Genomic DNA, 24,293 nt, shown 5'->3' on the forward strand with positions numbered 1-24,293 from the left:
GGTCTCCCCAGGTCAGCGGCGACCTGGCGGCCTGGGTCAGCGGCCGCCCTGGCGCATCAGGAGGTCACGCAGGGCGCGGGTGTGGCGGCGGCTGACGGCGAGCTCGGCCCCCCCGATGCGCACGCTCATGCTGCCCGCGTCCAGGCGCAGCTCGTCGATCCGGTTCAGCGCCACGAGGTGGCGGCGGTGGATCCGGACGAAGCCGCGGGAACGCCAGCGCTCCTCCAGGGTGGACAGCGGGATGCGGACGAGGTGGCTGCCGCCGGCGGTGTGCAGGCGGGCGTAGTCGCCCTGGGCTTCGGCGTAGGCGATCTCGTCGATGGGGATGAAGCGGATGACGCCGCCGAGTTCGACCGGGATCTGGTCGCTCGCACCGTCGTGGACGGGTGCGGACCGGTCCCCCACCTGTTCGGCGACGCGGCGGACGGCTTCGGCGAGGCGTTCGCGGCGGACCGGTTTGAGGACGTAGTCGACGGCCTTGAGGTCGAAGGCGTGGACGGCGAAGCCCTCGTGCGCGGTGACGAAGACGATGAGCGGGGGCGCGGCGAACCCGGCGAGGAGCTGGGCGACGTCGAGACCGGTGAGACCGGCCATGTGGATGTCGAGGAAGACCACGTCGATGGCGGACGGGTCGTCGGGGCCCGCCTCCACGGCGCTGCCGATGCGGCGCAGTGCCTCGGTCGCCCCGGTGGCGCCCTCGGCGCTGCGGACCCGGGGATCGGCGCGCAGGAGGTAGAGGAGTTCCTCCAGGGCGGGTTGTTCGTCGTCGACGGCGAGTACGCGCAGCATGGGCCGGAGTTTAGGACCTGTGGCGGCCGATGGCGTGAGTGATGCGCGGCTTGTTCCCGTACCGCAGTACATGCAGACGACCGAACCCCACGTCCGGGTGGGGGCCTATGCGCTGGGTGTGCTCGGGAGCGCCGACACCTTCCGCTTCGAGGAGCACCTGGCGGACTGTCCGGGGTGCCGGCTGCGGGCCGGTGAGTTCGCCGGGGTACGGGAGGGCCTGGCGGAGGTGGGGCCGCCGGTGGGCCCGGGGTCCGGGCTCGCGGAACGTCTGACGGCCGCGGTGGCGGCGGGGCGGCGCAGGGCGGGCCGGCGGCGGCTCGCCCTGGGGGCGGCCGCGGTGGTGCTGGCGGTGGGCGGCCCGGCGGCGGTGGCCGGAGTGTCGGGCGGGCCGGCGGACGGTGCGGGCGCGCAGCGGTGGTCCGGGACGGACGGGGCGTCGGGGGCGGCGGCGGTGGTGACGGCGGCGGGGCACGAGTGGGGGACGGCGGTGGCGCTGGAGGTGGCGCGGGTTCCGGTGGTGGGGGCGTGCGCGCTGGTGGCGGTGGGCCGGGACGGCAGCGAGGAGACGGTGGGCGGCTGGTCGGCCGGCGGCGCGGAGGACGGTCCGGTGGAGGTGTCGGGCGGGGCGGCGCTGAGGCCGGAGGGCATCGACCGTTTCGAGGTGCGCACGGCGGACGGGCGGCGGCTGGTGACGGTGACGCGGTGAGCCGGAGGCCCACTGCGGGAACGCGGGTCCGCCGCTACTTGAGGAACTTGGAGAGCCTGCGGTCGGCCAGCGGTTTTCCGCCGGTCTGGCAGGTGGGGCAGTACTGGAGCGCGGAATCGCTGAAGGAGACCTCCAGGATGGTGTCCCCGCAGACCGGGCAGGCCTCGCCGGTCCGCCCGTGGACCCGCATCCCGGTCTTCTTCTCCGCCTTGAGTCTGCCCGCCTCCACCCCGCGGGAGCGGTCCACGGCCTCCCGCAGGGTGGTGCGCAGCGCCGTGTACAGCCGGGTGACGTCGTCCTCGGTCAGGTCGGCGGTCCGCTTGAACGGGGACATCTTCGCGACGTGCAGGATCTCGTCGCTGTAGGCGTTGCCGATGCCCGCGATCAGCGACTGGTCGCGCAGCGCTCCCTTGATCTGGCGACGTGCCCCGGCGAGCAGCGCGGCGAACGCGTCGCGGTCGAAGGCGTCGGCGAGGGGGTCGGGGCCGAGGGTCGCGATACGGGAGACGTTCACGGGGTCGTGGACGAGATGGACCGAGAGGCTCTTCTTGGTGCCCATCTCGGTCAGGTCGAAGCCGTCGCCGTCCGTGGTGACCAGGCGGAGGGCGAGCGGTCCCTTGCCGGGGCGGGGCGGGGCGGCGGGGAAGGAGTCCTTCCAGCGGAGCCAGCCGGCCCGGGCGAGGTGGGTGCACAGGTGGAGTCCGCCCGCCTCGATGTCGAGGAACTTGCCGTGCCGGGCGACCGAGGTGACCCTCGTGCCCTCCAGGGCGGTCAGTGGGGGGTCGTACGTCTTCAGGACGCTGATCGCCAGCGGGAGGACGCGGGCGATCTCCTTGCCGGCCAGGTGGTCGGCGAGGAAGACCCGCAGGGCTTCGACTTCGGGCAGTTCGGGCATGGTTCAAGCCTGCCGCAGCCGGTACGCCGCTGCCTGTCAGGACACCGGTGCGCGGTCCGGGCCGGTGACGAGGGCGGACAGCTCCGTGAACTCGTCCTCGACCGCGGCGGCGAGCCGGTCCACGTCGGGCAGCGCCTTGCCGTCGGCCACCAGGCCCACGTGCACCCGCCCGCCGTAGGTGGACAGGGCGACCGCCAGGGACTGGCCCCGGGCCAGCGGCGCCATGGGGTAGAGGGCGGTCAGCGGGCAGCCGCCCAGCGAGAGCGCCGAGCGGGGCAGCGGCACGCTGGTGACCAGGACGTCGAAGAGCAGGCGGGCGGCGTTGGCCGCGAGCGGTGCACCGAACCGGTGGGCCAGCGGCGGCAGTTGGTCGGCGAGTACGGCGACGGCCCCGGCGCCCTTCAGGGGGCCCGCCGCCTTGTTGCGGTCCATCGCGGCCCGGACCGCCCGGAGCCGTCTTTGCGGGTCGGCCGCGGTGACCGGCAGACCCAGCAGATAGGCGGAGAGCCGGTTGCCGGAGGCGGCGGTCCCGCCCGGGCGGCGCCGGGAGACGGGGACCAGTGCGCGCGGGTCCGCGGCGGGCAGGGGCTCGCCCCGCTCGGTCATCCAGCGGCGCAGCGCCCCGGCGACGACGGCCAGGAGGACGTCGTTGGCGGTGCCGCCCTCGGCGCGCCGGATCCGCTGGAGGTCCCCGGCATCGAGGTGGGCGGTGGCCAGGCGCCGGGTGCCGCTGGAGGGAGCGGTGAGCGGGGAGGGGCCCCACAGGTCGAGGCGGCCGGCGCGGACGACGGAGGCCCCCACGCCGAGTGCCCGGCCGACCTCGCCGAGCCGCCCGAGCGCCATGCCCGCCATCTCCCTGGGGTCGGGCAGCCAGGAGCGGGGCGGGACGGCGGTGCGGCCCCGGGCGGTGGTGCGGGCCCCGGTGACGGCGGCGATCTCGTCGAAGATGCCGGCCCCGATGGCGACCGCCCGCATCCCGTCGGCCAGGGCGTGGTGCAGTTTGACCAGGACGGCGAAGGGCCCGTCGGCCGCGCCGCCGATCAGGTACATCCGCCAGGGCGGCAGCCCGCGCCCGAGCGGCCGCTCCATCAGTTCGCCGGCCAGCCGGGTGGCCCCCGCCATGAAGTCGGCGTCGGGCACGACGACCCGCTCGACGTGCCGGTGCACGTCGAAGTCCTTGTCCACCGTCCAGGCCTTGCCGCCGACCGGCAGCAGGACGTCCCGTACGGACATGCGCAGCCGGGGAATCGCGGCTGCGCGGGTCCCGAGCAGTTCGAGGATCCGCTCCGGGCCGGCGCCGGGCACCGGGGCGAAGACGGCGAGCGCGCCCAGGTGCATCGGGTGGGCGTCCGATTCGAGGTGCCAGAACGCCAGGTCGAGCGGGGCGAGAAGCTCGGTACTCAACAGGGGCCTCATGTCGTCGAAGCGGCGGGGCCGGGGTGGGCAGGCCCCCTCGCAGTCAATCGTTTGCAGTCAGTCACGGTCAAGCACAGACATATTACGTACTGTTACATCGGTGCGTCGGTCACGGTCGTACGGGCTGCGCCGGGCCGGCCTTCAGCGGGTCGGGATGAGGAACTCGCACCACACGCATTTGCCGCTCCCCCGCGACTCCACGCCCCAGACGTCGGCCAGCCGGTCGACCAGCATCAGGCCGCGTCCCGACACCCCGTCCTCCCCCGCGTCGCGGCGCCGGGGCAGGGCGCTGGAGCGGTCCTCGACGTCGACGCGCAGCCGCCGCTCGGTTCCGGCGAGCACCCGGATCGTCACGACGGCACCGCCGTCGGTGTGCATCAGCGCGTTGGTGATCAGCTCGTCGGCCGCGAGCTCGATCTCGTCGGCCCGGTCCTTCGCCCCCCAGGCCCGGACCGCGGCCCGGATCATGTGCCGGGACGAGCTCAGCGCCTCGGGGTCGTTCTGGGCGACGTGCTGCTGGAGCCGGCCGCCCGGCTGCGGGGCGTGGGCGGCCCGGCGGCGCAGCAGCAGGACCGCGACATCGTCCTGGCCGCCGCTCCCGTCGACCGCGTCACAGAGTTGATCGGCCAGTTTCTGGAGGTCCTGGGGGCCGTTGGCGACGAGGGCGGTGAGCCGCTGCATGCCTTCGTCCAGGTCGGATCCCGGCAGTTCGACGAGGCCGTCGGTGAAGAGGATCATGGTCTGGCCGGGGTCCAGCTCGACCGTGGAGACCGGATACTCCAGCCGGCCGAACTCCGCCGAGAGGCCGAGCGGCAGACCTCCCTCGGACACCACGCGGCGGCAGCTCCCGTCCACGTCCCGCACCACCGGGTCCACATGCCCGGCGCGGACGACCTGCACCACCCCGGTGGTGAGGTCGGCCTCGGCATAGGTGCAGGTGGCGAAGCGGTCGGTGTCCAGTTCGTGCAGGAAGACGGAGGCGCGCGCCATGACCGTGGCGGGGCTGTGCCCCTCGGCGGCGTACGCGCGCAGCACGATCCTGAGCTGCCCCATGACGGCGGCGGCGTGGGTGTCGTGCCCCTGGACGTCGCCGATGACGGCGCCGACCCGGCCGCCGGGCAGCGGGATCAGGTCGTACCAGTCGCCGCCGATGTCCCGGCCGAGGCGGGCCGAGCGGTAGCGGACGGCGACCTGCGCACCGGGGACGGACGGGATCCGGCGCGGCAGCATGGCCTGCTGGAGGCCTTCCGCCAGGTCGTGCTCCTGTTCGTAGAGCATCGCGCGCTGGAGGCTCTGGGCGATCGAGGTGCCGAGCGCCATCAGCAGATTGCGTTCGTCGGCGGTGAAGCCGTCCTTGTCCCGGTAGAGCAGGCCGAGCGCGCCGATCGGGCGGGCCTGGGCGATCAGCGGCATATAGGCGGCGGAGGTGATCCCGAGGTGGCTGATGTTGCGCCACAGGATCGGGTAGGAGGCGGCGAAGTCCTCGGCGGACTCGATGAAGCGCGGAGACAGCGTGCGGACGACTTCGCTCATCGGGTACTGCTCGTCCACCCGGGTGTACCGGGTGCCGGGGACGTACGCGCCTTCGGGGCCGTCGGCCACCAGGTGGATGCGGCCGGATTCCAGCAGCCCCATGACGAGGCTGGTGGCTCCGAGGTGGGCGAGGCCCTGGGAGTTCTTGAGGACGGCGATGACGTCCTTGACCGTACGGGCGTGGGCCAGGGCGGCGGTGGTGCCCTCGACCAGGCTGGTGCGCCGGCGGCGCTCCTCGTCCAGTTCGCGCCGGGCGGTGGAGTCGGCCAGTTCCTGGGTGGCGTCGCGGACGATCCCGATGATGCGGCGGGGGCGTCCGCTCCCGTCGCGGCGGACGAACCCCTGGGTGTGCGTCCAGCGCAGGGTGCCGTCGCGCCGCTGGACGCGGAAGTACGCCCCGTAGTCGGTGCGCCCGCTCTTGAGGGCGTGCGAGACCAGCGCGTCCAGGCGCTGAGCCTCGTCTGTCGGCACGCGCGGCGCCAGCGAGGCCGGCCGGCCGTCGTATTCGTCCGGGGTCAGATCGAACACGTCGAGGGCGGTCCGGTCCATGTGCATCAGGCCGGTGTCGAGGTCCCAGTCGAAGCTGCCCATACGGTTCAGGGCGAGGCTGAGGTCCGGGCGGGCGGGCCAGTCGTCGGGGAGTGACAGGGCACCCGCTACCCGATCATCCATGTGGGCCACTCTGCCACCATTTTCCCGATTCCTCTTGTCCGCTTCCGCCGGTCGGACATCGCCCGGTCAACCGGCGAACACGTCGCCGAGGTCCGCTTCCATGGGCGCGTCCGGCTCCGCGGGCACATCCGGCTCCCCCGGCTCGGCGGGGAAGACCTGGGTCGGCTCGGGCACCACCTCCTCCGGGTCACCCTCCTCGTACTCCCACGGCTCCTCGGGCAGCGGGTCGCCGAAGTCGTCGGACGACTCGTCGGGGCCGGGGTCCGTCGGCGCTTCCGGCTCGGAGGGGGCCGGGTCGGACGGGGCGGGGTCCGGGGGCTCGGAGGGGCGGCCCGGGGACGGGAAGAGCAGGTCGGCGTCGGGTTCGAAGGGCGGCGGGTCGTCCGGGTCCCGGTCCCGGCCGCCGCTGTCGCCCATGGCCCGCTCGATCCAGGTGTTGTCGTCGGCGTTCACGATGATCAGGCTCGTGGCCGCCTTGACACCGGGCTCGACGGCCACGATGCGCGCGGGGTCGTAGCCGGGCCAGCGCTCGCCCCGGTGGGCGACCTTCCCGTCGGCGACCACGGGCGGCCCCAGCGGGTTGCCGCAGGCGCAGCGGACCCGGGGCATTCCGCGGCTGTCGACCAGGACGGCGGTGCCCGCCTGGAGCACGGCCTGGAAGGCGGTGGCCGATCCGGCGCTGTAGCCGTGGTTGGTGACCTGGGCGTCGGCGCGCAGGACGACCGGGGTCAGGGACCTCAGATAGCCCGGGATCTGCACGGCCTCGATACCGGCCGCCTCGGCGAAGGCGCCCGCCTTGGCCTTGTCGTCGGTCAGGAGGGTGGTCTGGCGCTCGACATCGCAGGCGGCGACCGATCGGGTGCCGCCGTAGAGCCCGGGGACGGCGCCGGAGACCGGATGGACCGTACGGGTGGCGGAGCCCGGTTCGCCGTCCGGTGCGCCGGAGGGGGACGGGGCGTCCGCCGCCCGCGCCGTGGACGCGGTGAACGGCCCGGGGCCGGGGGACGCGAGCGGCTGGAGCAGGACGTCCTTGGCCTCCGCGGTGCCCGTGGTGCCCTTCGCCGTGCGGTCGCCGCCCTGGCCGCAGCCGGCGACGGCGAGCAGCACCCCGGCGGACAGCGCGGTGAGCGCGGTACGCCGGAAACGTCCTTGTGAGCGCACAGAGGTCTCCTGCCTGTCCCGGGGATGCGGATCGGTGTCACCATCTGTGCCGCACCGGGCACGGACCCGCAAGCGGACGGACGCCCCCACCCCCGCCTTGAACGCGTTCAATTAATCCTCTACGCTCATGACCAGAAGTTGAACACGTTCAAACGATGGAGGGGGAAGCATGTCCGTACTGGTCAACGCCATCGTCATGCTGGGCATGCTCGTCGTCGTGCCGGTGGGTCTGCAGCTGACCGGGCAACCGGAGCTGGAGCGGATCCGCCGCCTCTGGCCCCTCTTCGCCGCGCCGGGAGCGCTCGCCCTCTGGCTGCCGCGCGGTGCCACGGCCACGGCGCTCGCCGGCGTCTACGCCGTAGGGGCCGCGCTGCTCGCCCTGCACGCCCCGCGCCGCGTGGCCCGGGGCCGGGACCTCGACCCGGCCGGGATCGCCCTGCTCACCGCGCTGGTCACCCCGACGGTCGCCGCGACCGCCCTGGTCGCCGAGCGTTCGGGGCACGAGCTGTTCGGGTTCGGCCTCGGCATCCTGGCGCTGACCGTGCCGCACTTCCACTTCGCCGGATTCGCCGCCGCCCTGATCGCCGGACTGGTCTGCCGGGTCTGCGACGGCCCCGCGGGCCGCTTCGCCGCGCTGAGCGTGCCGCTGGGCACCCTGCTCGTCCTCGTCGGCTACTTCATCGGGGACTGGGCCGAACTCACCGGGGCCGTCGTCCTGACGGCCGGAATGTGGACGGTGGGCCTGCTGACCTGGCGGATGGGGCACGAGGAGGGCCGGGACCGGACGACGCGGCTCCTCCTGCTCGCCTCCGCCGCCGTCCTGGTGGCGACGATGCTGCTCGCGCTGAGCTGGGCGCTCGGCGAGGCGACCGGGCTCCCCCACCTGACCCTGACCTGGATGGCCGCCACCCATGGCCTGGGCAACGCGCTGGGCTTCGCGCTCTGCTCACTCCTGGCCTGGCGGCGCATCCACACCCACGATGCCGCCCGCACCGAAACCCGCACCGCCGTCCACACCCACACCGAAGGCAGGACCGCATGAGCACCCTCAGCTACCCGGAGGTCGGCGCGACCCGCCTCGGCCCGCTCCCCCGCGGCTACCACCACCTCCACCACCGCACCCGGGTCGGCCGGGGCGCGGCGGACTTCGCGGCCGCCGGCGCGGCGATAACCGAGTGGCGGATGCACCGGGCGTCGGGCGCCCGGGTGGAGGCTTCGGCACGGCGCGCGGAGCCCGGCGGCGGCGTCCGGGTCTCCCTGGGCCTGGGCCCGCTGCGGTTCACCGCCCCGTGCGAGGTGATCTGGACGGCGTACGGGGAGGACAGCCGTACCGGCTTCGGCTACGGCACCCTGGCCGGGCATCCGGAGCGCGGCGAGGAGTGCTTCGTGGTGGACCTCGCGGACGACGGCACGGTCTGGTTCACCGTCCTGGCGTTCTCGCGGCCCGCCTCCTGGTACACCCGGCTCGCCGGGCCGCTGGTGCCGGTCGCGCAGCACTGGTACGCGCGCAGGCTCGGCCGGACGCTCCGCCGGATCGTCGCCGCGGGCTGACCCGCCCGGCCCGCGAGCGGAGGGGCCCGGGAACCGCCGGTATCGGCCGGCGGAAAGCCCCGGGCCGCCCGACGGCCGATACTGGCAGGGATGGAATGGTTCACCGCGGACGGCTACTGGCTGAGCCGGCTGATCTTCCAGCGGGCGCTGGCCGTGGTCTATCTGGCCGCCTTCCTCTCCGCCGCCCTCCAGTTCCGGGCGCTGATCGGCGAGCGCGGCATGCTGCCCGCCCCCGAACTGCTGCGGCGCACTCCTTGGCGAGCCGCTCCGGGGCTCTTCCGGCTGCACTACTCGGACCGCCTCTTCGCCGCCGTCGCCTGGGGCGGCTGCGCCGTCTCGGTGGCGCTGATCGCCGGTCTCGACGGTCTGCTGCCGCTGTGGGGCGGGATGCTGCTGTGGGCGCTGCCGTGGGCGCTGTATCTGTCGATCGTCCAGGTGGGCCAGGTCTGGTACGGGTTCGGCTGGGAGTCACTGCTGCTGGAGACGGGGTTCCTGGCCATCTTCCTCGGCACCGGGGACACCGCCGCGCCCGTGCTGGTGCTGTGGCTGCTGCGGTGGCTGCTGTTCCGGGTGGAGTACGGTGCGGGGCTGATCAAGATGCGCGGCGACGCGTGCTGGCGGCGGCTGACGTGCCTGGACTTCCACCACGAGACCCAGCCGATGCCGGGACCGCTGAGCTGGTTCTTCCACCATCTGCCCCGGCCCGTGCACCGGGTGGAGGTGGCGGCCAACCATGTCACCCAGCTCCTGGTGCCCTTCCTGCTGTTCACCCCGCAGCCGGTGGCGAGCGCGGCGGCCGGACTGATGGTCCTCACCCAGCTCTGGCTGGTCCTGTCGGGGAACTTCGCCTGGCTGAACTGGCTCACCATCGCGCTGGCGCTCTCCGTGATCGACTGGACTCCCCTGGCCGGGCCGCCGCCGGCCCGGACCGCGCCGCCCCTCTGGTACGAGGTGGTCGTCATCGCCGTGACCGCCCTGGTGCTGGTGCTCAGCTACCGCCCGGCGCGCAATCTGCTCTCGCGACGGCAGGCGATGAACCGGTCCTACGACCCCCTGCACCTGGTGAACACCTATGGCGCGTTCGGTTCCGTCAGCCGGATGCGGCTGGAGGTCGTGGTGGAGGGCAGCGCCGATCCGGTGGTGCGCGAGGGTTCAAAGTGGCGGGAGTACGGCTTCCGGGGCAAGCCGGGAGATCCGCGCAGGCTGCCGCGTCCGTTCGCCCCGTACCACTTGCGGCTCGACTGGATGATGTGGTTCGCCGCGCTCTCCCCCGCGTACGCCCGCTCCTGGTTCGGCCCCTTCGTCGACCGGCTGCTGGAGGGCGACCGGGACACGCTCCGGCTGCTCGCCCACAACCCGTTCCCCGACGCACCGCCCCGCCACGTGCGCGCCCGGGTGTTCCACTACCGGTTCACCGGGCTCCGGGAGCTGCGGGCCACCGGATGCTGGTGGCACCGCACGTACGTCCGGGAATTCCTGCGGCCCGTCTCCCGGCCGCTGCCGCCGGAGCGGGAGGGCGGGGAAACGGGCCGCGGGGCGCGCCGGTAGATCCTCGGGGGTCAGTCGATGCCGGGCAGGATGTGCGGCTCGGCGAGGTCGTCCTCGTATCCGGCGAGGCGGATCGGGGCGGACCTGGCCCAGACCTCGATGTTCCGCAGCTTCTCGGGGCCGCCGGGCCGCCCGTGGGTCCGTTCGGCGGGGCGCATTTCGCGTTCGGTCAGTTCCGGTGTCGTCACCGCGCACTCCTCTGTGTCGCGTCACCCAGGGCGTCGCCGACGCTCCGGCACCGATGCCGGAGCGCGACCGCCCCGAGCGGGGCAGGGATGGTGATATTTCGGTCGCGGTGGCGCCGGTTGGGGGCGGAACAGCGGCCGGGTTACCGACGGTGTCCCAGGACGGTCGAGGAACCTTCGTGGGCCCCTCGATGGCGTCCGTTCGCCTCAGCCTAACCAAATGAGCGCCGCCGCGCTCGATAGAACGTGTGCGGTAGGTCACTTTCGGCCACCGGGGACAGCGAAAACCCGGCCCAGGAACATCCTGGGCCGGGTTCTTTGCCGCAGCGCGGAGAACGTCGGGCCGGTTGGGCCGTTCGGACTACCAGTTGGCCGGGGCGTAGTCCTTGAGGAAGCAGCCGTAGAGGGCCTCGCCACCCTCACCGCGCACGATCGGGTCGTAGACCCGGGCCGCGCCGTCGACCAGGTCGAGGGGGGCGTGGAAGCCCTCCTCGGCGAGGCGCATCTTGTCCGGGTGCGGGCGCTCATCGGTGATCCAGCCGGTGTCCACGGCCGTCATCAGGATGCCGTCCTTCTCGTACATCTCCTGGGCGCTGGTGCGCGTCAGCATGTTGAGCGCGGCCTTGGCCATGTTGGTGTGCGGGTGGCCCGCGCCCTTGTAACCACGGCTGAAGACGCCCTCCATGGCGGAGACGTTGACGACGTACGCGTGCTGGGCCGCGGTGGCCGCCATCGCCGGGCGCAGCCGGCTGATCAGGATGAACGGAGCGGTGGAGTTGCAGAGCTGGACTTCGAGGAGCTCGATCGGCTCGACCTCGTCGACCGTCTGGATCCAGCTGTTGGTGTCGTGCAGGTCGGGGACGAGGCCGCCGGCGTCGATCGCGGTGCCCGCGGCGATCCGGGCCGGCGAGGCGGAGCCGGTGACCAGGGCGAGGTCGGTGACCTCCTGGGCGCTCAGGCCCTCCTTGCGGGCGGAGGGCAGGGCGGCGACCCGGTCGACCGAACCGCTGTTGAAGGTGCCGATGACCTCGGCGGCGGGCAGCTCGCCCGCCGGCAGCGGCGCCGACTCCGCGCCGACCAGCTCGCTGTAGGCCCCCGGGGAGCGGCGCACGGTCTGGGCGGCGTTGTTGATCAGGATGTCCAGCGGGCCCTCGGCGGCGACGGAGTCGGCCAGCGCGACGACCTGGGCCGGGTCGCGGAGGTCGATGCCGACGATCTTCAGCCGGTGGATCCACTCGTCGCTGTCCTCCATCGCCTTGAAGCGGCGGATCGCGTCGTTGGGGAAGCGGGTGGTGATGGTGGTGTGAGCGCCGTCCCGCAGCAGCCGCAGCGCGATGTACATGCCGATCTTCGCCCGGCCGCCGGTGAGCAGCGCCCGGCGTCCGGTCAGGTCGGTCCGGGCCTCGCGGCGGGAGCGGTTCTCCTTGGCGCAGGGCTGGCAGAGCTGGTGGTAGAACGCGTCCACCTCGACGTACCGCGTCTTGCAGATGTAGCAGGACCTCGGGCGCTGGAGAATGCCCGCGATCTCGGCCGTGGCCGAGGAGGAGGGCAGCACGCCCTGCGTCTCGTCGTCGATGCGCTCGGCCGAGCCGGTCGCCGTGGCCTCGGTGACGGCCCGGTCGTGGGCGGTCTTCGCGGCACGGCGCTCCTGGCGGCGGCGCTGCTTCACGGTGCGGTAGATCCCGGCGGTGGCGCGGCGGACGAGGATGGCGTCCGGGTGGTCCACCTCGATCTTGTCGAGCTCGTCGAGCACGCTCAGGCAGACGGCCAGCCGCTCCGGGTCGATCCCGGGACCGAACTCCTCGATTCCGGGAGCGAACTCCGGGCTGTCCTCTGTCACCGTCATTGCCGTTCCTCTGTCATCCTCATCGCCGCGGGTCGTGGATCACCGCAGGCCGAAACACCCCGCTCAAGTTTGCCATGCGTGGGCCACTGCTCCGTTCGGGCGAAGAAAAGCGGAAGACGACAGGCATGACTTCGCGAGAACCGGGCAGGCGACCGTCCGACACATTGGGCAGCAGGGAGGGTGACACCATGACGGCGATGTCAGCGCGAGCCACCGGGACGACGCCGCTGAGCGGCGACCGCACCGGCGTGCGGACGGCGGACGTCTCCGGAGAGCTGCCCTGGGTCGAGGACGCCGGAAAGATCGCCCCGCAGGACGCCCGGGCCCTGTCGAAGATCTTCTTCGACCGGCTCCAGGTCCTGGAGGAGGGCACGCACGAGCACCAGTACGCGCGCAACACGCTGATCGAGATGAACCTCTCCCTGGTGCGCTTCGCCGCGTCCCGGTTCCGCAACCGCGGCGGTGACGACACCGAGGACATCATCCAGGTCGGCACGATCGGCCTGATCAAGGCGATCGACCGGTTCGACCTGTCCCGCGAGGTCGAGTTCGCCACCTTCGCCGTCCCCTACATCGTCGGGGAGATCAAGCGGTTCTTCCGTGACACCACCTGGTCGGTGCATGTGCCGCGGCGCCTCCAGGAGCTGCGCGTGGACCTCGCCAAGGCGAAGGAGCAGCTCTCCGCCCGGCTCGACCGCGACCCCACCGTCAAGGAGCTGGCCGCCCACCTCGACCTTCCCGAGGAGGAGATCATCGAGGGGCTCGTGGCCGCCAACGGCTACTCGGCCGGTTCCCTCGACACCCCCTCCGCGGACAGCGACTCCGGCCAGGAGCAGCGGGCGTACGCCGATGTCCTCGGCGAGCCGGATCCGGGCATGGAGACCGTCGAGAACCTGCACACCCTGGCCCCGCTGCTGGAGCAGCTCGACGACCGGGAGCGCCGGATCGTGCAGATGCGGTTCGGGGCGGAGATGACGCAGTCGCAGATCGGCGAGGAGCTGGGCGTGTCCCAGATGCATGTGTCGCGACTGCTCAGCAGGATCGTCCAGCAGTTGCGCAAGGGCATGAGCGTCGAGGCTTGAGCCTGCCCGAACCTTCCGCGCTGCGCACGGAATTCAGCCGTCCTCCCCTCCGGGCGGGCGGCTTCGTGCCGTCGGCCCGGAGGCCCCGTCCGCCACGAGGTCCGTCGCTCGCCTATGCTTCCTGAAGATCAGGCCGGACGAACCGCGCCGTCGAACGAGGGGGTGGAGGGTTGACCGAGTCGCCCGTGGGCACTGCGCCGATTCCTGTGGGCATCTCCGGAATTCCCTCCCAGCAGGTCGGCGCCTCGCAACCGGCCGAGCCCCCGCTGTGGAATCTCGACGCGGCGATCCTGCTCGTGGAGGACGACGCGGGTGACGCGCTCCTCGTCGAGGAGATGCTCACCGACAGCGAACTGGACTCCGCCCTCACCTGGTGCAAGACGCTGGCCGAGGCGCGCGCCTTCCTGGCCGCCTCCACCGCCCCCGTGTGCGTGCTTCTCGACCTGCACCTTCCCGACGTCCACGGCCTGGACGCCGTGCGACAGATACTGGCGTCCGACAGCGACGCCGCGATCGTCGTCCTCACCGGTCTCGAGGAGTCCGGCACCGGGCTCCGCGCGGTCGCCGGAGGCGCCCAGGACTACCTGGTCAAGGGCCGCCTGGACCCCGAGGTGCTCGCGCGCGCGATCCGCTACGCCCTGCAGCGCAAGGAAGTGGAACGGGCCGCGGCGGCCCTGCGCGCCAACCAGCTGATCGCCCAGGAGAACGCCCGGCTGGAGCGCGGCCTGCTGCCCGTTCCCCTGCTGCGGGACGACCGCTTCCGGGCCCGCGCCCGCTACGAGCCGGGGCGTGTCCACGGGCTGCTGAGCGGTGACTTCTACGATGTCGTGCAGACCGCGGACGGCACGGTGCACGCGGTGATCGGCGATGTCTCCGGGCACGGGGCCGCCGAGGCCGCGCTCGGCGTGTGTCTGCGGGTGGCCTGGCGTACCGCCGTGCTGTGCGGCACGTCCCACCCGGAGCAGATCGCCCTGCTGGAGGAGATCCTGGTCGCCGAGCGCTCGGACTCGCATGTGTTCGCCACCGTCACCTCGCTGGCGTTCCCGCCCGGTCAGCAGCACGTCCAGGTCCTGCGGGCCGGCCACCCGGGCCTGCTGCTGCGCCAGGGCACGGACGTCAGCTGGGTGGAGCCCCGGGGCGGTATGGCGCTCGGGCTGCTGCCGGGGGTGGGCAGCTGGCCGACGGTGGACGTCCCGCTGCCGCCCGGCGCGGCTCTGGTGCTCTTCACGGACGGGCTCTTCGAGGGGCGCGACGGGCCGGACAGCCGGCTCGGCGAGGAAGGGCTGCTGGCGATGGCACGGGCCAACGGACATCTTCCGGCTCGCGCGTTCGTGGACGCCCTGGTGGCGGGAGCCTCCGAGGGAGCCGCGCCCTACGGCGGCCTCGCGGACGACGTGGCCGTACTGCACCTGGGCTGGGGATCGGACGACGATGAGCACTGACAGGGCCGAAGCCATACCGGACAAGGGCCTCGCCGCCCGGCTGTCGGTGCAGTCCTGGGTCCACCTGATACTCGGCGGTTTCGTCGTGGTCGTCTGCGGCTGCCTGGTGATCGGCGGTCTGGTGCTGTCCCGGATGTCGGAGCGCACCGACGAGCTGGTGGACCGTATCCAGCCGGCGCGATCGGTCTCCTTCCAGCTCCAGAACGCCCTGCTCGACCAGGAGACGGGGGTCAGGGGGTTCGCCCTGACCGGTGACCGGTCGTTCCTGGAGCCGTACGAGGCCGGGAAGAGCGCGGAGCGGGAGCGGCTGGCCCTGGCGCGGGAGCTGGTCGGCGACGACGGGCGGCTCGCGAAGGACCTGGACGTCATCGAGGCCGCCGCCGGCCGGTGGCGGCAGGACAAGGCCGAACCGTTGATCGCGGCGGTGAGGGACAGCGGTCCCAGCCGCTCCGGCACCACCGCACAGCTCCAGAGCAGCAAGGCGGAGTTCGACCGCCTGCGGCGCGCGTACACCGCCCAGCAGGGCCACCTGGCCGAGGCCCGTGACCGGGCGCGGGCCGACCTGAACGACGCGCGCTCCACCCGGGACTGGGTGGTGGGCACTCTGCTCGGCGTCCTCGTGCTCACCATCGTGGCGCTGAGCGTACTGCTCCACCGGGTGGTGGGCGTCCCGCTGAACCGGTTGCGCGACGCGTCGGACCGGGTGCGGGCCGGAGCCTTCGGCAAGCGGATCGAGGTCAAGGGACCCTCCGACGTGCATGCCGTGGCGGGGGCGGTGGAGGACATGCGGCGGCGGCTGGCCGACGAGCTGGCCGAGGCACAGGACCGCGAGTCCCTGCTCTCGGAGCAGACCGAGGAGCTGCGCCGTTCCAACGCGGAGCTGGAGCAGTTCGCGTACGTCGCCTCGCACGACCTCCAGGAGCCGCTGCGCAAGGTCGCCTCGTTCTGCCAGCTGCTGGAGAAGCGGTACGGGACGGAGCTGGACGACCGGGGCAAGCAGTACATCGCCTTCGCGGTCGACGGCGCCAAGCGGATGCAGGTCCTCATCAACGACCTGCTGACGTTCTCCCGGGTGGGCCGGGTCCAGGAGAGCTGGAAGCCCGTCGATCTGGGGCGGTCCCTCGACCGTGCGCTGGGCAATCTGGCCGCGGCGGTCGAGGAGTCGGGGGCGGTCGTCGAGCGGCCCGAGGAGCTGCCGGAGCTCGTCGGGGACGCCACCGCCCTTACCATGCTCTGGCAGAACCTCATCGGCAACGCGGTGAAGTTCCGCCGGCCGGAGGTCCCCTGCCGGATCGTCGTCGACTGCATGCGCGAGGACGAGAACTGGCACCTGACCGTCTCGGACAACGGGATCGGGATCGCGCCCGAGTTCGCGGACAAGGTGTTCGTCATCTTCCAGCGGCTGCACGCCCGCGACGAGTACGACGGCACCGGCATCGGCCTGGCGCTCTGCCGGAAGATCATCGAATTCCACGGTGGCCGGATCTGGCTGGAGCCCGAACCGGGCGAAGGCACCCGGATCCACTTCACCCTGCCCGTGGCGCCCGAGGCGCCCGCGCACACCACGGCGGAGCTGCTCGCTCCCGCCCTGCTCACCAGCCAGCCGGGAGACGCTTCGTGAACACCCCTGTCCAGCCCATCGAGGTCCTGCTCGTCGAGGACGACCCCGGCGACGAGCTGATGACCCGTGAGGCCTTCGAGGACAACAAGATCCGCAACACCCTGCATGTCGTGCGCGACGGGCAGGAGGCGCTGGACTTCCTCTACCGGCGCGGCGAGTACACCGAGGCCCCACGGCCCGACCTGGTGCTCCTGGATCTCAACCTGCCCAAGTACGACGGCCGGCAGGTGCTGGAGCAGATCAAGGGCGACCCCGAGCTCTCCCTCATCCCGGTGGTCGTGCTCACCACGTCCTCGGCCGAGGAGGACATCCTGCGCAGCTACAAACTGCACGCCAACGCCTACGTGACGAAGCCGGTGGACCTCGACCAGTTCATCGCCGCGGTGCGCCAGATCGACGAGTTCTTCGTGACCGTGGTGCGACTGCCCGGACGTGCGTAGGATCGGTCCGGATCTCCTGGAGTGGGATCCTTCGCCACGGGTAGACGATTGGCGGAAAAGGTCTCCGACCTCACTGCGGCGCCCTGGCTGGAGCACATGAACGAACAGGTCACCTCCCCACCGGAAGAACCGGGTCAGGGGCCGGCTCTCGTCGAGGTACCCCCCGCCACCGAGGTCCTGCTCAGCGCCGAGGTCTTCGACGGCGAGCCGGGCTGCATCGCGCTGGCCCGTGCGCTCGCCGACCGCTTCCTGACGAGGCTCGCGGTGGAGTGCCTCGCCCCGATCGGCGAACACACGCGCAGCGATCTGATGCTGGCCGTCAGCGAGCTGGTCACCAACGCCGACCGCTACAGCCACGGCCCCTACCTGCTGGAGCTGGAGGGCAACGCGCAGCTCATCAGCGTCACGGTCTACGACAGCAGCACCGCGATGCCCGTGCTGTACGCCCCCGACCCGTCCCGACTCGGCGGCCACGGCATGGAGATCGTCGTGGCGCTGTGCGACCGGCTCACCGCCGAGCGGGTGCCGGTGGGCAAGCGGATCCGCGCGGAGTTCCAGCTCAGCACCTGAGCTACGCCGGCCCGCCCGGCCGCAGCTCCCCTCAGGAGTCGAGCACGGCGGTGGCCTCGACCTCGACCAGGTGGTCGGGGATGTCCAGAGCCGCGACGCCGACCAACGTGCCGGGCGCCACGGGAGTGGTCCCCAGTCGCGCGGCGGCCCGGGTCACGCCTTCCACGAACAGCGGCATCTTCTCGGGCGTCCAGTCCACGACGTACACGGTCAGCTTCGCCACGTCGTCGAAGGTGCCGCCGACCGCGGCGAGGGCCGTGCCGACGTTGACGTAACACTGCTCGACCTGCGCGGCGAGGTCGCCGGCACCGACGGTGGCGCCCTCCTCGTCCCAGGCGACCTGTCCCGCGACGAAGACCAGCTTCGAGCCGGTCGCGACGGACACCTGTCGATAGGCGCCGATCTCCGGCAGTCCGCTCGGGTCCACCAGGGTGATGGCCATACCTCTCGCCTCCTCGTTCCGGGGGCCGTGCCCCCGGTTCTCCACCGGACCGGAGGGTTACCGGTCACTTGTGGTTACTCAGGAACCGTAGGAGAGTGTAGGCCGACAGGGAAGAACGCACTTTTCGGTGACAGGGGAACCTGATGGTGACCAAGCAGTTCAGCGGCTCGCCCGAGGACGCGGATCTGCGGCGCGCGGACTCGCTGGCGCGCGAGATCTTCTCCGACGTCGCCAACAAGTGGGCACTGCTGATCATCGAGGCCCTGGGCGAGGGCACCCTCCGCTTCAGCGAGCTGCGGGGCGAGGTCGAGGGCATCAGCCACAAGATGCTCACCCAGAACCTGCGGATGCTGGAGCGCTACGGACTCGTCGAGCGGTGCGTGCACCCCACCGTGCCGCCGCGGGTCGAGTACACGCTCACCGAGCCGGGCCAGGGCCTGCGCCGGACGGTCCATGTGATGTGCGACTGGACCCATGAGCACATCGGCCACATCGAGACCTCCCGCCGCGCCTTCGACGCTTCCTAGCCGGTGCGAGTCCGGCCGGCCCCCCTTCCCGGTCAGTCCTTCTGCCGGCCGAACCAGTCCAGGCACAGCACGAGCGCATCGTCCAGCGTCTCCGTGACCCGGTAGTCCGCCAGCTCGCCGAGTATCGCGCGCGGGACGGTGGCGGCGGGCAGCAGCCGGGTCGACTGGATGGCGCGGGCCAGCATGCGGTCCCCGTACGCCTCGCCGAGCGGGGACACCGCGTCGTACACGCCGTCGCTCAACAGCAGCAGCCGGTCGCCGGGCTCGACCTGGAACTCCTGGACCGTGTACTGCGACTCCTCGAACATGCCGAGCGGCAGTTGAGCCTCCAGCTCCATCCGGCGCACCGAACGCCCGCGCTGGATCCACAGCTGCGGCGATCCCGCGTCGACGACGCCGACCCGCCCCGTCGCCAGCTCGAAACGGAGCAGCAGGGTGGAGACGTGCGAGGCGCCGCGGTGCTGGTCGTAGAGCGCCTGGTCGGCGAGGGCCGCCTGGTCCGCGATGCCGATGCCGGCCCGACGGGCGTTGCGCAGGGCGTTGACGGCGAGGTTGGTGAGGAGGGAGGCCTGTATGCCCTCGCCCATGCCGTTGGTCACCGCGAGGGTCAGCTCCTCGCCGTCGGCGGCCCAGTCGAAGTTGTCGCCGTGGATGGCGTACGCGGGCTCCAGCTGGGCCCCGATGGCGAACTCGGCGGCGGTGCAGGCGCGGGCCGGCAGCAACTGCCACTGCATCTCCGCGGCGAGGGTGAGACGGCTGGTGCGCCGGGCGCGCTGGTACAGGTCGGTGTCCCGCTCAGCCACCAGGATCTCGTGTCCCAGCAGGTCGGCGACGTGGGCCAGTTCGCCGACCAGCTCAGGGGTGGACAGCGCCCGGGGCAGCCGGACGGTGAGGATGCCGAGCCGCTCGCCCCGTACGGTGACGGGGAGGTAGTGATCGACGGCGTCGTTGTGCCGGACCTGCTGTTCGCGGGGCTCCTGGCTGTCGAACGCCCGGCCCTCGGGGCTGTGGTGGAGGGACAGCGGCTCGTTCTCGGCGTCGGGCCGGTCCAGCGACTTCAGGACCCGCAGACTGTAGTCGGCGAGGTGCAGCTCCACCGCGAGGGCCCCGTACGCGGCGCTGAGCTGGGTGCGCAGGGTCGCCAGCAGGGCGTGCGGTGCTGCGGCCCGCACGGCGGCCTCGATGTCCGTTCGTCTGTTCACGGTCTCTCGCGCAATCTTCTTCCTGCGACGTGGTAAGGGCCGGGCTCGGGCTGACAAGCGGGGGTGGCGGGTGACACAGTGGCTGAATGCCCCATCGAGGATTCCGCCCGAGCAGCAGCGAACAGGCGTCCGCCTACGCCGTCGCCGCCTCGGAGCTGCTGGAGGTGCTCTGGGGCCGGGGCCAGGAATCCGCCGCCTCGGGAACCGTATCGCCCTCCCAGCTTCGGGCCCTGCTCGTGATCGAGAGGCAGGAGGGCACCAACCTGCGGGCCCTGGGTGAGGCCCTGGGCTCGCGCGCCCCCTCCGTCAGCCGGCTCTGCGACCGGATGGAGGCGATGGGGCTCGTCCTGCGGGCGCCCAGCCCGACCAGCCGGCGCGAGGTGGAACTGCGGCTGAGCCTGCGCGGCCGCGCCCTTCTCGAAGAGTACCGGGCCCTGCGCGCCGCCGAGCTGAACGCGGTGCTGGAGCGGATGGCTCCCGCCGACCTCGCCGCGCTCACGGACGGTCTCGCGGCCTTCCACGCCGCTGCTTCGGAGCGCCTTTCTCCGCAAAGGGGTACGGACGCCTCCCCGCTCCGCAGAAATGTCGCCGACAGCGCCTAGCCTCATCCAGCCCCTGCTTCCGCATCCATCGGCACTGCGCCGTCGACAGCCGGACGATCAACCGTCGGCGATCAGATTGTTACCCGATGGAGAATGTTGTCAAATGGCAACTGTTACTTCTATCGTTATCCCGTTACCCCGCCGCGACCAGGGACGGAACAATGCCGACCCGTCCGGCGCCACGGCTCCCCGCTCCCTTCCGATCCCGCCCGAGGTGCCTTCCGTGCTTTCATCGCCCAACGAGGACCGAGCCGTCAGAATCACCACCCGGCGGGAGCGGGAAGCCCTGGTTCTCTCCGTGTCGGGAGACCTCGACATCGACAGCGTCACCCCCCTGGGCCTGGCCCTGTCCTCCGCGGCCGACAACGGCTCGGGCCCGGTCGTCGTGGATCTCTCCGGTGTGGGTTTCGCGGATTCGACGACGGTGAACGTGCTCCTCCAGGGGCACACCGCGCTCGGCGACCGGTTGCGACTGGCGGCCCCCTCCCCGTTCATGCAACGCCTGATCGGCATGATCGGCCTCGACAGCGCCCTGCCCGTCCTGCCGTCCGTGGACGACGCCATCGACGCCGTACCGCCCTCCTGACCGCGTTACGCTCCGGCCCGCGCGGAGCCGGGCGCCCGGTCGAACACGCAGTCGCCGCACAGCCCGCCGTCGGGACAGCGCCAGTACAGGCAGCAACTGCGCCGCCGGAACGCCGGGCCGTGCGGGGAACCCGTGTCGCGCAGCGCCTCGTCGGCGAAGAGCTCGGCCGCCAGCGCGCGGGCCCGTGCGGCCACGTCCGGCCGGTCCTGGGCACGCGCGAAGGCGACGAGTTCGCGTACGGCCCCGGCGAGCGCGGATCCCGCGTTGCCCCGCAGCAGTCGCGGCGAGATGTTCCCGTCCCGCCGGAACGCCTCGGCCAGCGGGGCCAGATGCCCGTACTGGACCTCCTCGCGGATCCGGGCCGCCGTGCCGGGCCGTTCGGCCGTCCCCGCCAGCCACAGGTCGTCCGGGGAGGTGGACGCCGGGTCCCAGTGCAGATCGCCGGGGGCCAGGGCGGGGATCCGCCCGAACAGCGCGGCCGGGCCCAGGGCGATGGACCAGAGCCGCGCGGCAAGCCCGAGATGGGCGATGGAGGCGGCGACCCGGCGCTCGGGGGTCCGGAGGCGCGCCGCGACCCGGTCCACACGCGCGGCGAGCGGCGCGTTCTCGCCCGCGTACAGGCGTTCCAGCGGCCGGTGCCCGCCCTCCGGCACCGGGGTGGTCCGCAGCGCGAAGAATCCCCCGACCGAAGCCAGTGGTGCCAGGTCCATGGCCTGCTCCCCCTCCGTTTCCGGTCCGTCCCCGGCCCTGCCCGGTGACCGGTCCCGCGCACACCGGCTGTGGCGCCCCGGCGGCTCACCGTATCCGCCGCGCGACAACTTCTGACGGCCGGGGGAGGCAGGACTACCGTCGGGAGGAGGACGTCGGTCCGAAGGGCGTACTACTGGGGCAGTAGGCCGAAGTGAAGACTCAAGGACGACGACGTGGGGCCCCGGACGGGACATCGTGGTGTACATGAGCTCCCTTGCGTTGTCCGTGCTGCTGTCACTGATCTCCGCGGTCGCCTACGCGGCCGGGGCGATCATCCAGGAGCGCGTTGCCGCGACCGATGACAACGCCTGGCACGCCCTGCTGCGCAACGGCGTGTGGTGGATCGCCGTCGTCCTCAACGGAATCGGCGCGGTCCTGCACGTGGTGGCGCTCGCTTACGGTCCGCTCAGCCTGGTCCAGCCCCTCGGGGCACTGACGATCGTCTTCGCCCTGCCGATGGCGGCCCTGTTCGTCGGACGGCGGGCGGGGGCCATGGCGTGGCGCGGGGCGCTGATGGCGACGGCCGGGCTCGGCGGACTGCTGGCGCTCACGGGGAACGCCGAACCGCACACCCTGAACGGCCCGGAGCAGGCGCTGCTGGCCTCGGTGACGTTCGGGGCCGTCGCCGCCCTCGTCGTCCTCTCCCGTACGCTGCGCCGGCCGGTCCTGCGCAGCATCGTCCTGGCCACGGGCGCGGGCGCGGCGTTCGGTATGGCCTCGGTGTTCACGAAGACGGTGGCCGTGGAGTGGACGTCCGGTTCGGTGCGCTCGGGTGCGTTGCCGCTGCTGGTGATCGCCGGGCTCGCCGCGGCGGGCCTGTTCCTGTCCCAGGCGGCGTACCGGGGCGCCGGGCTCACGGCGCCGCTGGCGACGGTGACGGTGGTCAACCCGGTGGTGGCCGCCGCCATCGGCATCACCCTGTTCGGCGAGCACTTCCGGCTCGGCGTCCCCGGCACCGTCCTGGCCCTGTCCTGCGGGGCGTTGGCCGCGGCCGGCCTGATCATGCTGACGCGGGAGCGGATGAACCGGGAACATGCCGAGGAGGCGGAGCCGGCGGGCTCCGGCGCCCGGCTCGCGGTCCCGGCTGTTCCGGAACCGGCGTCCGGTCAGCTGCCCAGGGCGGCCACGTCGTCGCCCCTGCCGCCGGGGCGCGCCGTGCCGCAGGTGGAGTTCGGCACGCCGGACCGGCTCGGGGAGCAGCAGCGGCGCGGCGGAGCCACCCTGCGGCGCTCCCGCTCCGAGCGGAGGGTCGAGACCCTGACGCCGCCCGCCCGGAGGTAGGCGGGAGGCAGGCGGACAGCCGGACCCGACGCCGCCGCTCGCAGGCGGGCAGGCAGGCAGAGGGTCAGACCCTGACGCCGCCTGCTCGCAGGTAGGCGAGCGGGTCGACGTCCGAGCCGTAGCCGGGGCCCGTGCGGATCTCGAAGTGCAGGTGGGGCCCCGTGCTGTTGCCCGTCGAGCCGGAGCGGGCGATGCGCTGCCCGCCGGAGACCGACTGCCCGGCGCGCACGTGGAGCGCGGAGAGATGGGCGTACTGGCTGTACTTGCCGTCGCTGTGCCGGATGACGACCTCGTAGCCGTACGCTCCGGCCCAGCCGGCCGAGACGACGCGGCCCGGGGCCACCGACTTCACGGACGTCCCGGTGGGCACGGGGAAGTCCACACCGGTGTGGTAGCCGCTGGACCAGGAGCCGGCCTGGCGGTACGGGGTGCCGGTGCCTGCGGCGACCGGGGCGCTGAAACCGGAGTGCCGCACGGCCCGTTCCGGGGCGGGCCGCTCCTTCTTGGGGGCGGCCTTCTTCGGCGCCTCCTGCTTCGGCGCCCGCTGCTTGGGCGCTTCCTTCTCGGGCGCCCGCTGCTTGGGCGCTTCCTTCTCGGGCGCCCGCTGCTCGGGGGCTTCCTTCTCGGGCTCGGCCCGGCGCTGGTCCGCCTTCTTCGTCCCGGAGGCGGCGGCCGAGGGCTTCGGAGCGGTCTGCCGCGCGGGCTTCCCGGCCTTCGTCCCCTTCTCCGTCTTCGGCGCCCGGCTTCCGTCCAGGCTCAGCCGCTGGCCGGGGAAGATCAGATTCGGGTCGTCCCCGACGACGGTGCGGTTGGCGGCGTAGAGGCCCTGCCAGCCGCCGGGGACCCGCCGGTCGGCCGCGATCCCGGAGAGGGAGTCGCCGCTCGCGACGGTGTACGCCTCGCGCTTGCCCGGCACATGGGTGGGCGTCGTCGCGGCGGGACGGGTCTGCGCCTTCCTGGGCGGTGCGCTCTGCGGCGCCACCGCCGCCTGGGCCGTCCGGCCGCCCGCGCTCTGCGGGGCGGTCCCGGTCTCCGGGGCGGTCTCGGGTGCGTCGCCGCCGCGCGTGAGCCCCGCCCGTACGGAACAGGTGGGCCAGGCCCCGGGCCCTTGGCCGTCCAGCACCCGTTCGGCGATGGCGATCTGCTGGTCCCGGGTGGCGAGGTCGGCGCGTGGGGCGTACTGCGTGCCGCCGAAGGCGGCCCAGGTGGAGGCGCTGAACTGGAGCCCGCCGTAGTAGCCGTTGCCGGTGTTGACGGCCCAATTGCCGCTGGACTCGCAGGCGGCGACCTTCTCCCAGACCGCGCCCGAGGCGGCCCCGGCCGAGGCCGCGGTGATGAGCGGGAGCGCGATGCCCGCGCCGCCCGCCGTCACCGTGAGCGAGGCACGGTTGATCCGACTGGGCTGATATCTGCGGTGCCGTCCGGTCGCGGCCATACGTGGCTCCC

General features: G+C 72.7%; 24 protein-coding genes. 13 read left to right on the forward strand and 11 right to left on the reverse strand.

Going from position 1 to position 24,293, the window contains the following annotated elements; all coding sequences use genetic code 11:
- Positions 1 to 36 precede the first annotated feature (36 nt).
- A complete protein-coding gene (locus tag IE145_RS22665; protein ID WP_189527286.1) occupies positions 37 to 789 on the reverse strand; it encodes a LytR/AlgR family response regulator transcription factor in 753 nt (250 codons plus the stop codon).
- Between the two features lie 70 nt (positions 790 to 859).
- On the opposite strand from IE145_RS22665, the gene IE145_RS22670 reads away from it, so the two are divergent.
- A complete protein-coding gene (locus IE145_RS22670; protein ID WP_189527331.1) occupies positions 860 to 1,495 on the forward strand; it encodes a zf-HC2 domain-containing protein in 636 nt (211 codons plus the stop codon).
- A 34-nt stretch (positions 1,496 to 1,529) separates the two neighbouring features.
- Here IE145_RS22670 and IE145_RS22675 read toward each other — a convergent pair whose 3' ends face one another.
- The 4 genes from IE145_RS22675 to IE145_RS22690 all read right to left on the reverse strand — a co-directional run bounded on the left by IE145_RS22675 (position 1,530) and on the right by IE145_RS22690 (position 7,172).
- Positions 1,530 to 2,390 (reverse strand): Fpg/Nei family DNA glycosylase, encoded by an 861-nt coding sequence (locus tag IE145_RS22675; RefSeq protein ID WP_189527287.1) that lies wholly within the window; start codon positions 2,388 to 2,390, stop codon positions 1,530 to 1,532.
- 36 nt (positions 2,391 to 2,426) lie between these two features.
- Positions 2,427 to 3,794, reverse strand: a complete 1,368-nt coding sequence (locus IE145_RS22680) for a wax ester/triacylglycerol synthase family O-acyltransferase (protein WP_189527288.1) — start codon at positions 3,792 to 3,794, stop codon at positions 2,427 to 2,429.
- Positions 3,795 to 3,947: 153 nt separating this feature from the next.
- Complete coding sequence (locus IE145_RS22685; protein WP_189527289.1) at positions 3,948 to 6,011, reverse strand: SpoIIE family protein phosphatase; 2,064 nt, start codon at positions 6,009 to 6,011, stop codon at positions 3,948 to 3,950.
- 66 nt (positions 6,012 to 6,077) lie between these two features.
- A complete protein-coding gene (locus IE145_RS22690; RefSeq protein WP_189527290.1) occupies positions 6,078 to 7,172 on the reverse strand; it encodes a DUF6777 domain-containing protein in 1,095 nt (364 codons plus the stop codon).
- A 169-nt stretch (positions 7,173 to 7,341) separates the two neighbouring features.
- On the opposite strand from IE145_RS22690, the gene IE145_RS22695 reads away from it, so the two are divergent.
- From IE145_RS22695 to IE145_RS22705, 3 genes are all read left to right on the forward strand, one after another.
- Positions 7,342 to 8,214 (forward strand): YndJ family protein, encoded by an 873-nt coding sequence (locus IE145_RS22695; protein ID WP_189527291.1) that lies wholly within the window; start codon positions 7,342 to 7,344, stop codon positions 8,212 to 8,214.
- A complete protein-coding gene (locus tag IE145_RS22700) occupies positions 8,211 to 8,723 on the forward strand; it encodes a DUF1990 domain-containing protein (RefSeq protein WP_189527292.1) in 513 nt (170 codons plus the stop codon). The genes IE145_RS22695 and IE145_RS22700 overlap by 4 nt, the downstream gene beginning before the upstream one ends.
- A 90-nt stretch (positions 8,724 to 8,813) precedes the next feature.
- Positions 8,814 to 10,271 carry a lipase maturation factor family protein gene (locus tag IE145_RS22705; protein ID WP_189527293.1) on the forward strand — a complete coding sequence of 486 codons (1,458 nt, stop codon included), beginning with the start codon at positions 8,814 to 8,816 and terminating at the stop codon, positions 10,269 to 10,271.
- Positions 10,272 to 10,282: 11 nt separating this feature from the next.
- On the opposite strand, the gene IE145_RS22710 is transcribed toward IE145_RS22705, so the two are convergent.
- The gene (locus IE145_RS22710; protein ID WP_189527294.1) at positions 10,283 to 10,459 is read right to left on the reverse strand and encodes a hypothetical protein; all 177 of its coding nucleotides are present in this window, start codon (positions 10,457 to 10,459) and stop codon (positions 10,283 to 10,285) included.
- Between the two features lie 358 nt (positions 10,460 to 10,817).
- Positions 10,818 to 12,302, reverse strand: a complete 1,485-nt coding sequence (locus tag IE145_RS22715) for an SDR family NAD(P)-dependent oxidoreductase (protein ID WP_189527295.1) — start codon at positions 12,300 to 12,302, stop codon at positions 10,818 to 10,820.
- A gap of 188 nt (positions 12,303 to 12,490) precedes the next feature.
- Here IE145_RS22715 and IE145_RS22720 point away from each other — a divergent pair, with 188 nt between their 5' ends.
- From IE145_RS22720 to IE145_RS22740, 5 genes are all read left to right on the forward strand, one after another.
- Positions 12,491 to 13,384 (forward strand): RNA polymerase sigma factor SigF, encoded by an 894-nt coding sequence (locus IE145_RS22720; protein WP_189527296.1) that lies wholly within the window; start codon positions 12,491 to 12,493, stop codon positions 13,382 to 13,384.
- Positions 13,385 to 13,590: 206 nt separating this feature from the next.
- Positions 13,591 to 14,826 (forward strand): PP2C family protein-serine/threonine phosphatase, encoded by a 1,236-nt coding sequence (locus tag IE145_RS22725; RefSeq protein WP_189527332.1) that lies wholly within the window; start codon positions 13,591 to 13,593, stop codon positions 14,824 to 14,826.
- Positions 14,816 to 16,447, forward strand: a complete 1,632-nt coding sequence (locus tag IE145_RS22730) for a sensor histidine kinase (protein ID WP_189527297.1) — start codon at positions 14,816 to 14,818, stop codon at positions 16,445 to 16,447. The genes IE145_RS22725 and IE145_RS22730 overlap by 11 nt, the downstream gene beginning before the upstream one ends.
- Positions 16,444 to 16,887 (forward strand): response regulator, encoded by a 444-nt coding sequence (locus IE145_RS22735; RefSeq protein WP_030089012.1) that lies wholly within the window; start codon positions 16,444 to 16,446, stop codon positions 16,885 to 16,887. The genes IE145_RS22730 and IE145_RS22735 overlap by 4 nt, the downstream gene beginning before the upstream one ends.
- A 96-nt stretch (positions 16,888 to 16,983) precedes the next feature.
- The gene (locus tag IE145_RS22740; protein WP_189527298.1) at positions 16,984 to 17,457 is read left to right on the forward strand and encodes an ATP-binding protein; all 474 of its coding nucleotides are present in this window, start codon (positions 16,984 to 16,986) and stop codon (positions 17,455 to 17,457) included.
- 31 nt (positions 17,458 to 17,488) lie between these two features.
- On the opposite strand, the gene IE145_RS22745 is transcribed toward IE145_RS22740, so the two are convergent.
- Positions 17,489 to 17,899, reverse strand: a complete 411-nt coding sequence (locus IE145_RS22745) for a RidA family protein (protein WP_189527299.1) — start codon at positions 17,897 to 17,899, stop codon at positions 17,489 to 17,491.
- A gap of 143 nt (positions 17,900 to 18,042) precedes the next feature.
- Here IE145_RS22745 and IE145_RS22750 point away from each other — a divergent pair, with 143 nt between their 5' ends.
- Positions 18,043 to 18,426 (forward strand): winged helix-turn-helix transcriptional regulator, encoded by a 384-nt coding sequence (locus tag IE145_RS22750; protein ID WP_189527300.1) that lies wholly within the window; start codon positions 18,043 to 18,045, stop codon positions 18,424 to 18,426.
- 32 nt (positions 18,427 to 18,458) lie between these two features.
- On the opposite strand, the gene IE145_RS22755 is transcribed toward IE145_RS22750, so the two are convergent.
- Positions 18,459 to 19,628, reverse strand: a complete 1,170-nt coding sequence (locus IE145_RS22755; protein ID WP_189527301.1) for a PP2C family protein-serine/threonine phosphatase — start codon at positions 19,626 to 19,628, stop codon at positions 18,459 to 18,461.
- Positions 19,629 to 19,714: 86 nt separating this feature from the next.
- Between IE145_RS22755 and IE145_RS22760 the strand changes: the two genes are divergently transcribed.
- Both IE145_RS22760 and IE145_RS22765 read left to right on the forward strand, forming a co-directional pair.
- Positions 19,715 to 20,230: a MarR family winged helix-turn-helix transcriptional regulator gene (locus IE145_RS22760; protein ID WP_189527302.1), complete on the forward strand. Its 516-nt coding sequence runs from the start codon at positions 19,715 to 19,717 to the stop codon at positions 20,228 to 20,230.
- A gap of 223 nt (positions 20,231 to 20,453) precedes the next feature.
- Complete coding sequence (locus IE145_RS22765) at positions 20,454 to 20,816, forward strand: STAS domain-containing protein (protein ID WP_189527303.1); 363 nt, start codon at positions 20,454 to 20,456, stop codon at positions 20,814 to 20,816.
- Positions 20,817 to 20,821: 5 nt separating this feature from the next.
- On the opposite strand, the gene IE145_RS22770 is transcribed toward IE145_RS22765, so the two are convergent.
- Positions 20,822 to 21,526: a (2Fe-2S)-binding protein gene (locus IE145_RS22770; protein WP_189527304.1), complete on the reverse strand. Its 705-nt coding sequence runs from the start codon at positions 21,524 to 21,526 to the stop codon at positions 20,822 to 20,824.
- A 244-nt stretch (positions 21,527 to 21,770) separates the two neighbouring features.
- Between IE145_RS22770 and IE145_RS22775 the strand changes: the two genes are divergently transcribed.
- Positions 21,771 to 22,847: a DMT family transporter gene (locus tag IE145_RS22775; protein WP_189527305.1), complete on the forward strand. Its 1,077-nt coding sequence runs from the start codon at positions 21,771 to 21,773 to the stop codon at positions 22,845 to 22,847.
- A gap of 64 nt (positions 22,848 to 22,911) precedes the next feature.
- Here IE145_RS22775 and IE145_RS34105 read toward each other — a convergent pair whose 3' ends face one another.
- Positions 22,912 to 24,282 (reverse strand): transglycosylase family protein, encoded by a 1,371-nt coding sequence (locus IE145_RS34105; protein ID WP_189527306.1) that lies wholly within the window; start codon positions 24,280 to 24,282, stop codon positions 22,912 to 22,914.
- Between the last annotated feature and the right edge of the window lie 11 nt (positions 24,283 to 24,293).

The sequence above is a fragment of the Streptomyces sindenensis genome (assembly GCF_014649035.1).
Classification (GTDB): Bacteria; Actinomycetota; Actinomycetes; order Streptomycetales; family Streptomycetaceae; genus Streptomyces; species Streptomyces sindenensis.

What these genes read in the sequence shown, in the direction of transcription:
- IE145_RS22665 (WP_189527286.1), bottom strand. Translation starts at nt 789, where the DNA reads ATGCTGCGCGTACTCGCCGTCGACGACGAACAACCCGCCCTGGAGGAA.
- IE145_RS22670 (WP_189527331.1), top strand. Translation starts at nt 860, where the DNA reads ATGCAGACGACCGAACCCCACGTCCGGGTGGGGGCCTATGCGCTGGGT.
- IE145_RS22675 (WP_189527287.1), bottom strand. Translation starts at nt 2,390, where the DNA reads ATGCCCGAACTGCCCGAAGTCGAAGCCCTGCGGGTCTTCCTCGCCGAC.
- IE145_RS22685 (WP_189527289.1), bottom strand. Translation starts at nt 6,011, where the DNA reads ATGGATGATCGGGTAGCGGGTGCCCTGTCACTCCCCGACGACTGGCCC.
- IE145_RS22695 (WP_189527291.1), top strand. Translation starts at nt 7,342, where the DNA reads ATGTCCGTACTGGTCAACGCCATCGTCATGCTGGGCATGCTCGTCGTC.
- IE145_RS22700 (WP_189527292.1), top strand. Translation starts at nt 8,211, where the DNA reads ATGAGCACCCTCAGCTACCCGGAGGTCGGCGCGACCCGCCTCGGCCCG.
- IE145_RS22705 (WP_189527293.1), top strand. Translation starts at nt 8,814, where the DNA reads ATGGAATGGTTCACCGCGGACGGCTACTGGCTGAGCCGGCTGATCTTC.
- IE145_RS22715 (WP_189527295.1), bottom strand. Translation starts at nt 12,302, where the DNA reads ATGACGGTGACAGAGGACAGCCCGGAGTTCGCTCCCGGAATCGAGGAG.
- IE145_RS22720 (WP_189527296.1), top strand. Translation starts at nt 12,491, where the DNA reads ATGACGGCGATGTCAGCGCGAGCCACCGGGACGACGCCGCTGAGCGGC.
- IE145_RS22730 (WP_189527297.1), top strand. Translation starts at nt 14,816, where the DNA reads ATGAGCACTGACAGGGCCGAAGCCATACCGGACAAGGGCCTCGCCGCC.
- IE145_RS22740 (WP_189527298.1), top strand. Translation starts at nt 16,984, where the DNA reads ATGAACGAACAGGTCACCTCCCCACCGGAAGAACCGGGTCAGGGGCCG.
- IE145_RS22745 (WP_189527299.1), bottom strand. Translation starts at nt 17,899, where the DNA reads ATGGCCATCACCCTGGTGGACCCGAGCGGACTGCCGGAGATCGGCGCC.
- IE145_RS22750 (WP_189527300.1), top strand. Translation starts at nt 18,043, where the DNA reads ATGGTGACCAAGCAGTTCAGCGGCTCGCCCGAGGACGCGGATCTGCGG.
- IE145_RS22760 (WP_189527302.1), top strand. Translation starts at nt 19,715, where the DNA reads ATGCCCCATCGAGGATTCCGCCCGAGCAGCAGCGAACAGGCGTCCGCC.
- IE145_RS22770 (WP_189527304.1), bottom strand. Translation starts at nt 21,526, where the DNA reads ATGGACCTGGCACCACTGGCTTCGGTCGGGGGATTCTTCGCGCTGCGG.
- IE145_RS22775 (WP_189527305.1), top strand. Translation starts at nt 21,771, where the DNA reads ATGAGCTCCCTTGCGTTGTCCGTGCTGCTGTCACTGATCTCCGCGGTC.
- IE145_RS34105 (WP_189527306.1), bottom strand. Translation starts at nt 24,282, where the DNA reads ATGGCCGCGACCGGACGGCACCGCAGATATCAGCCCAGTCGGATCAAC.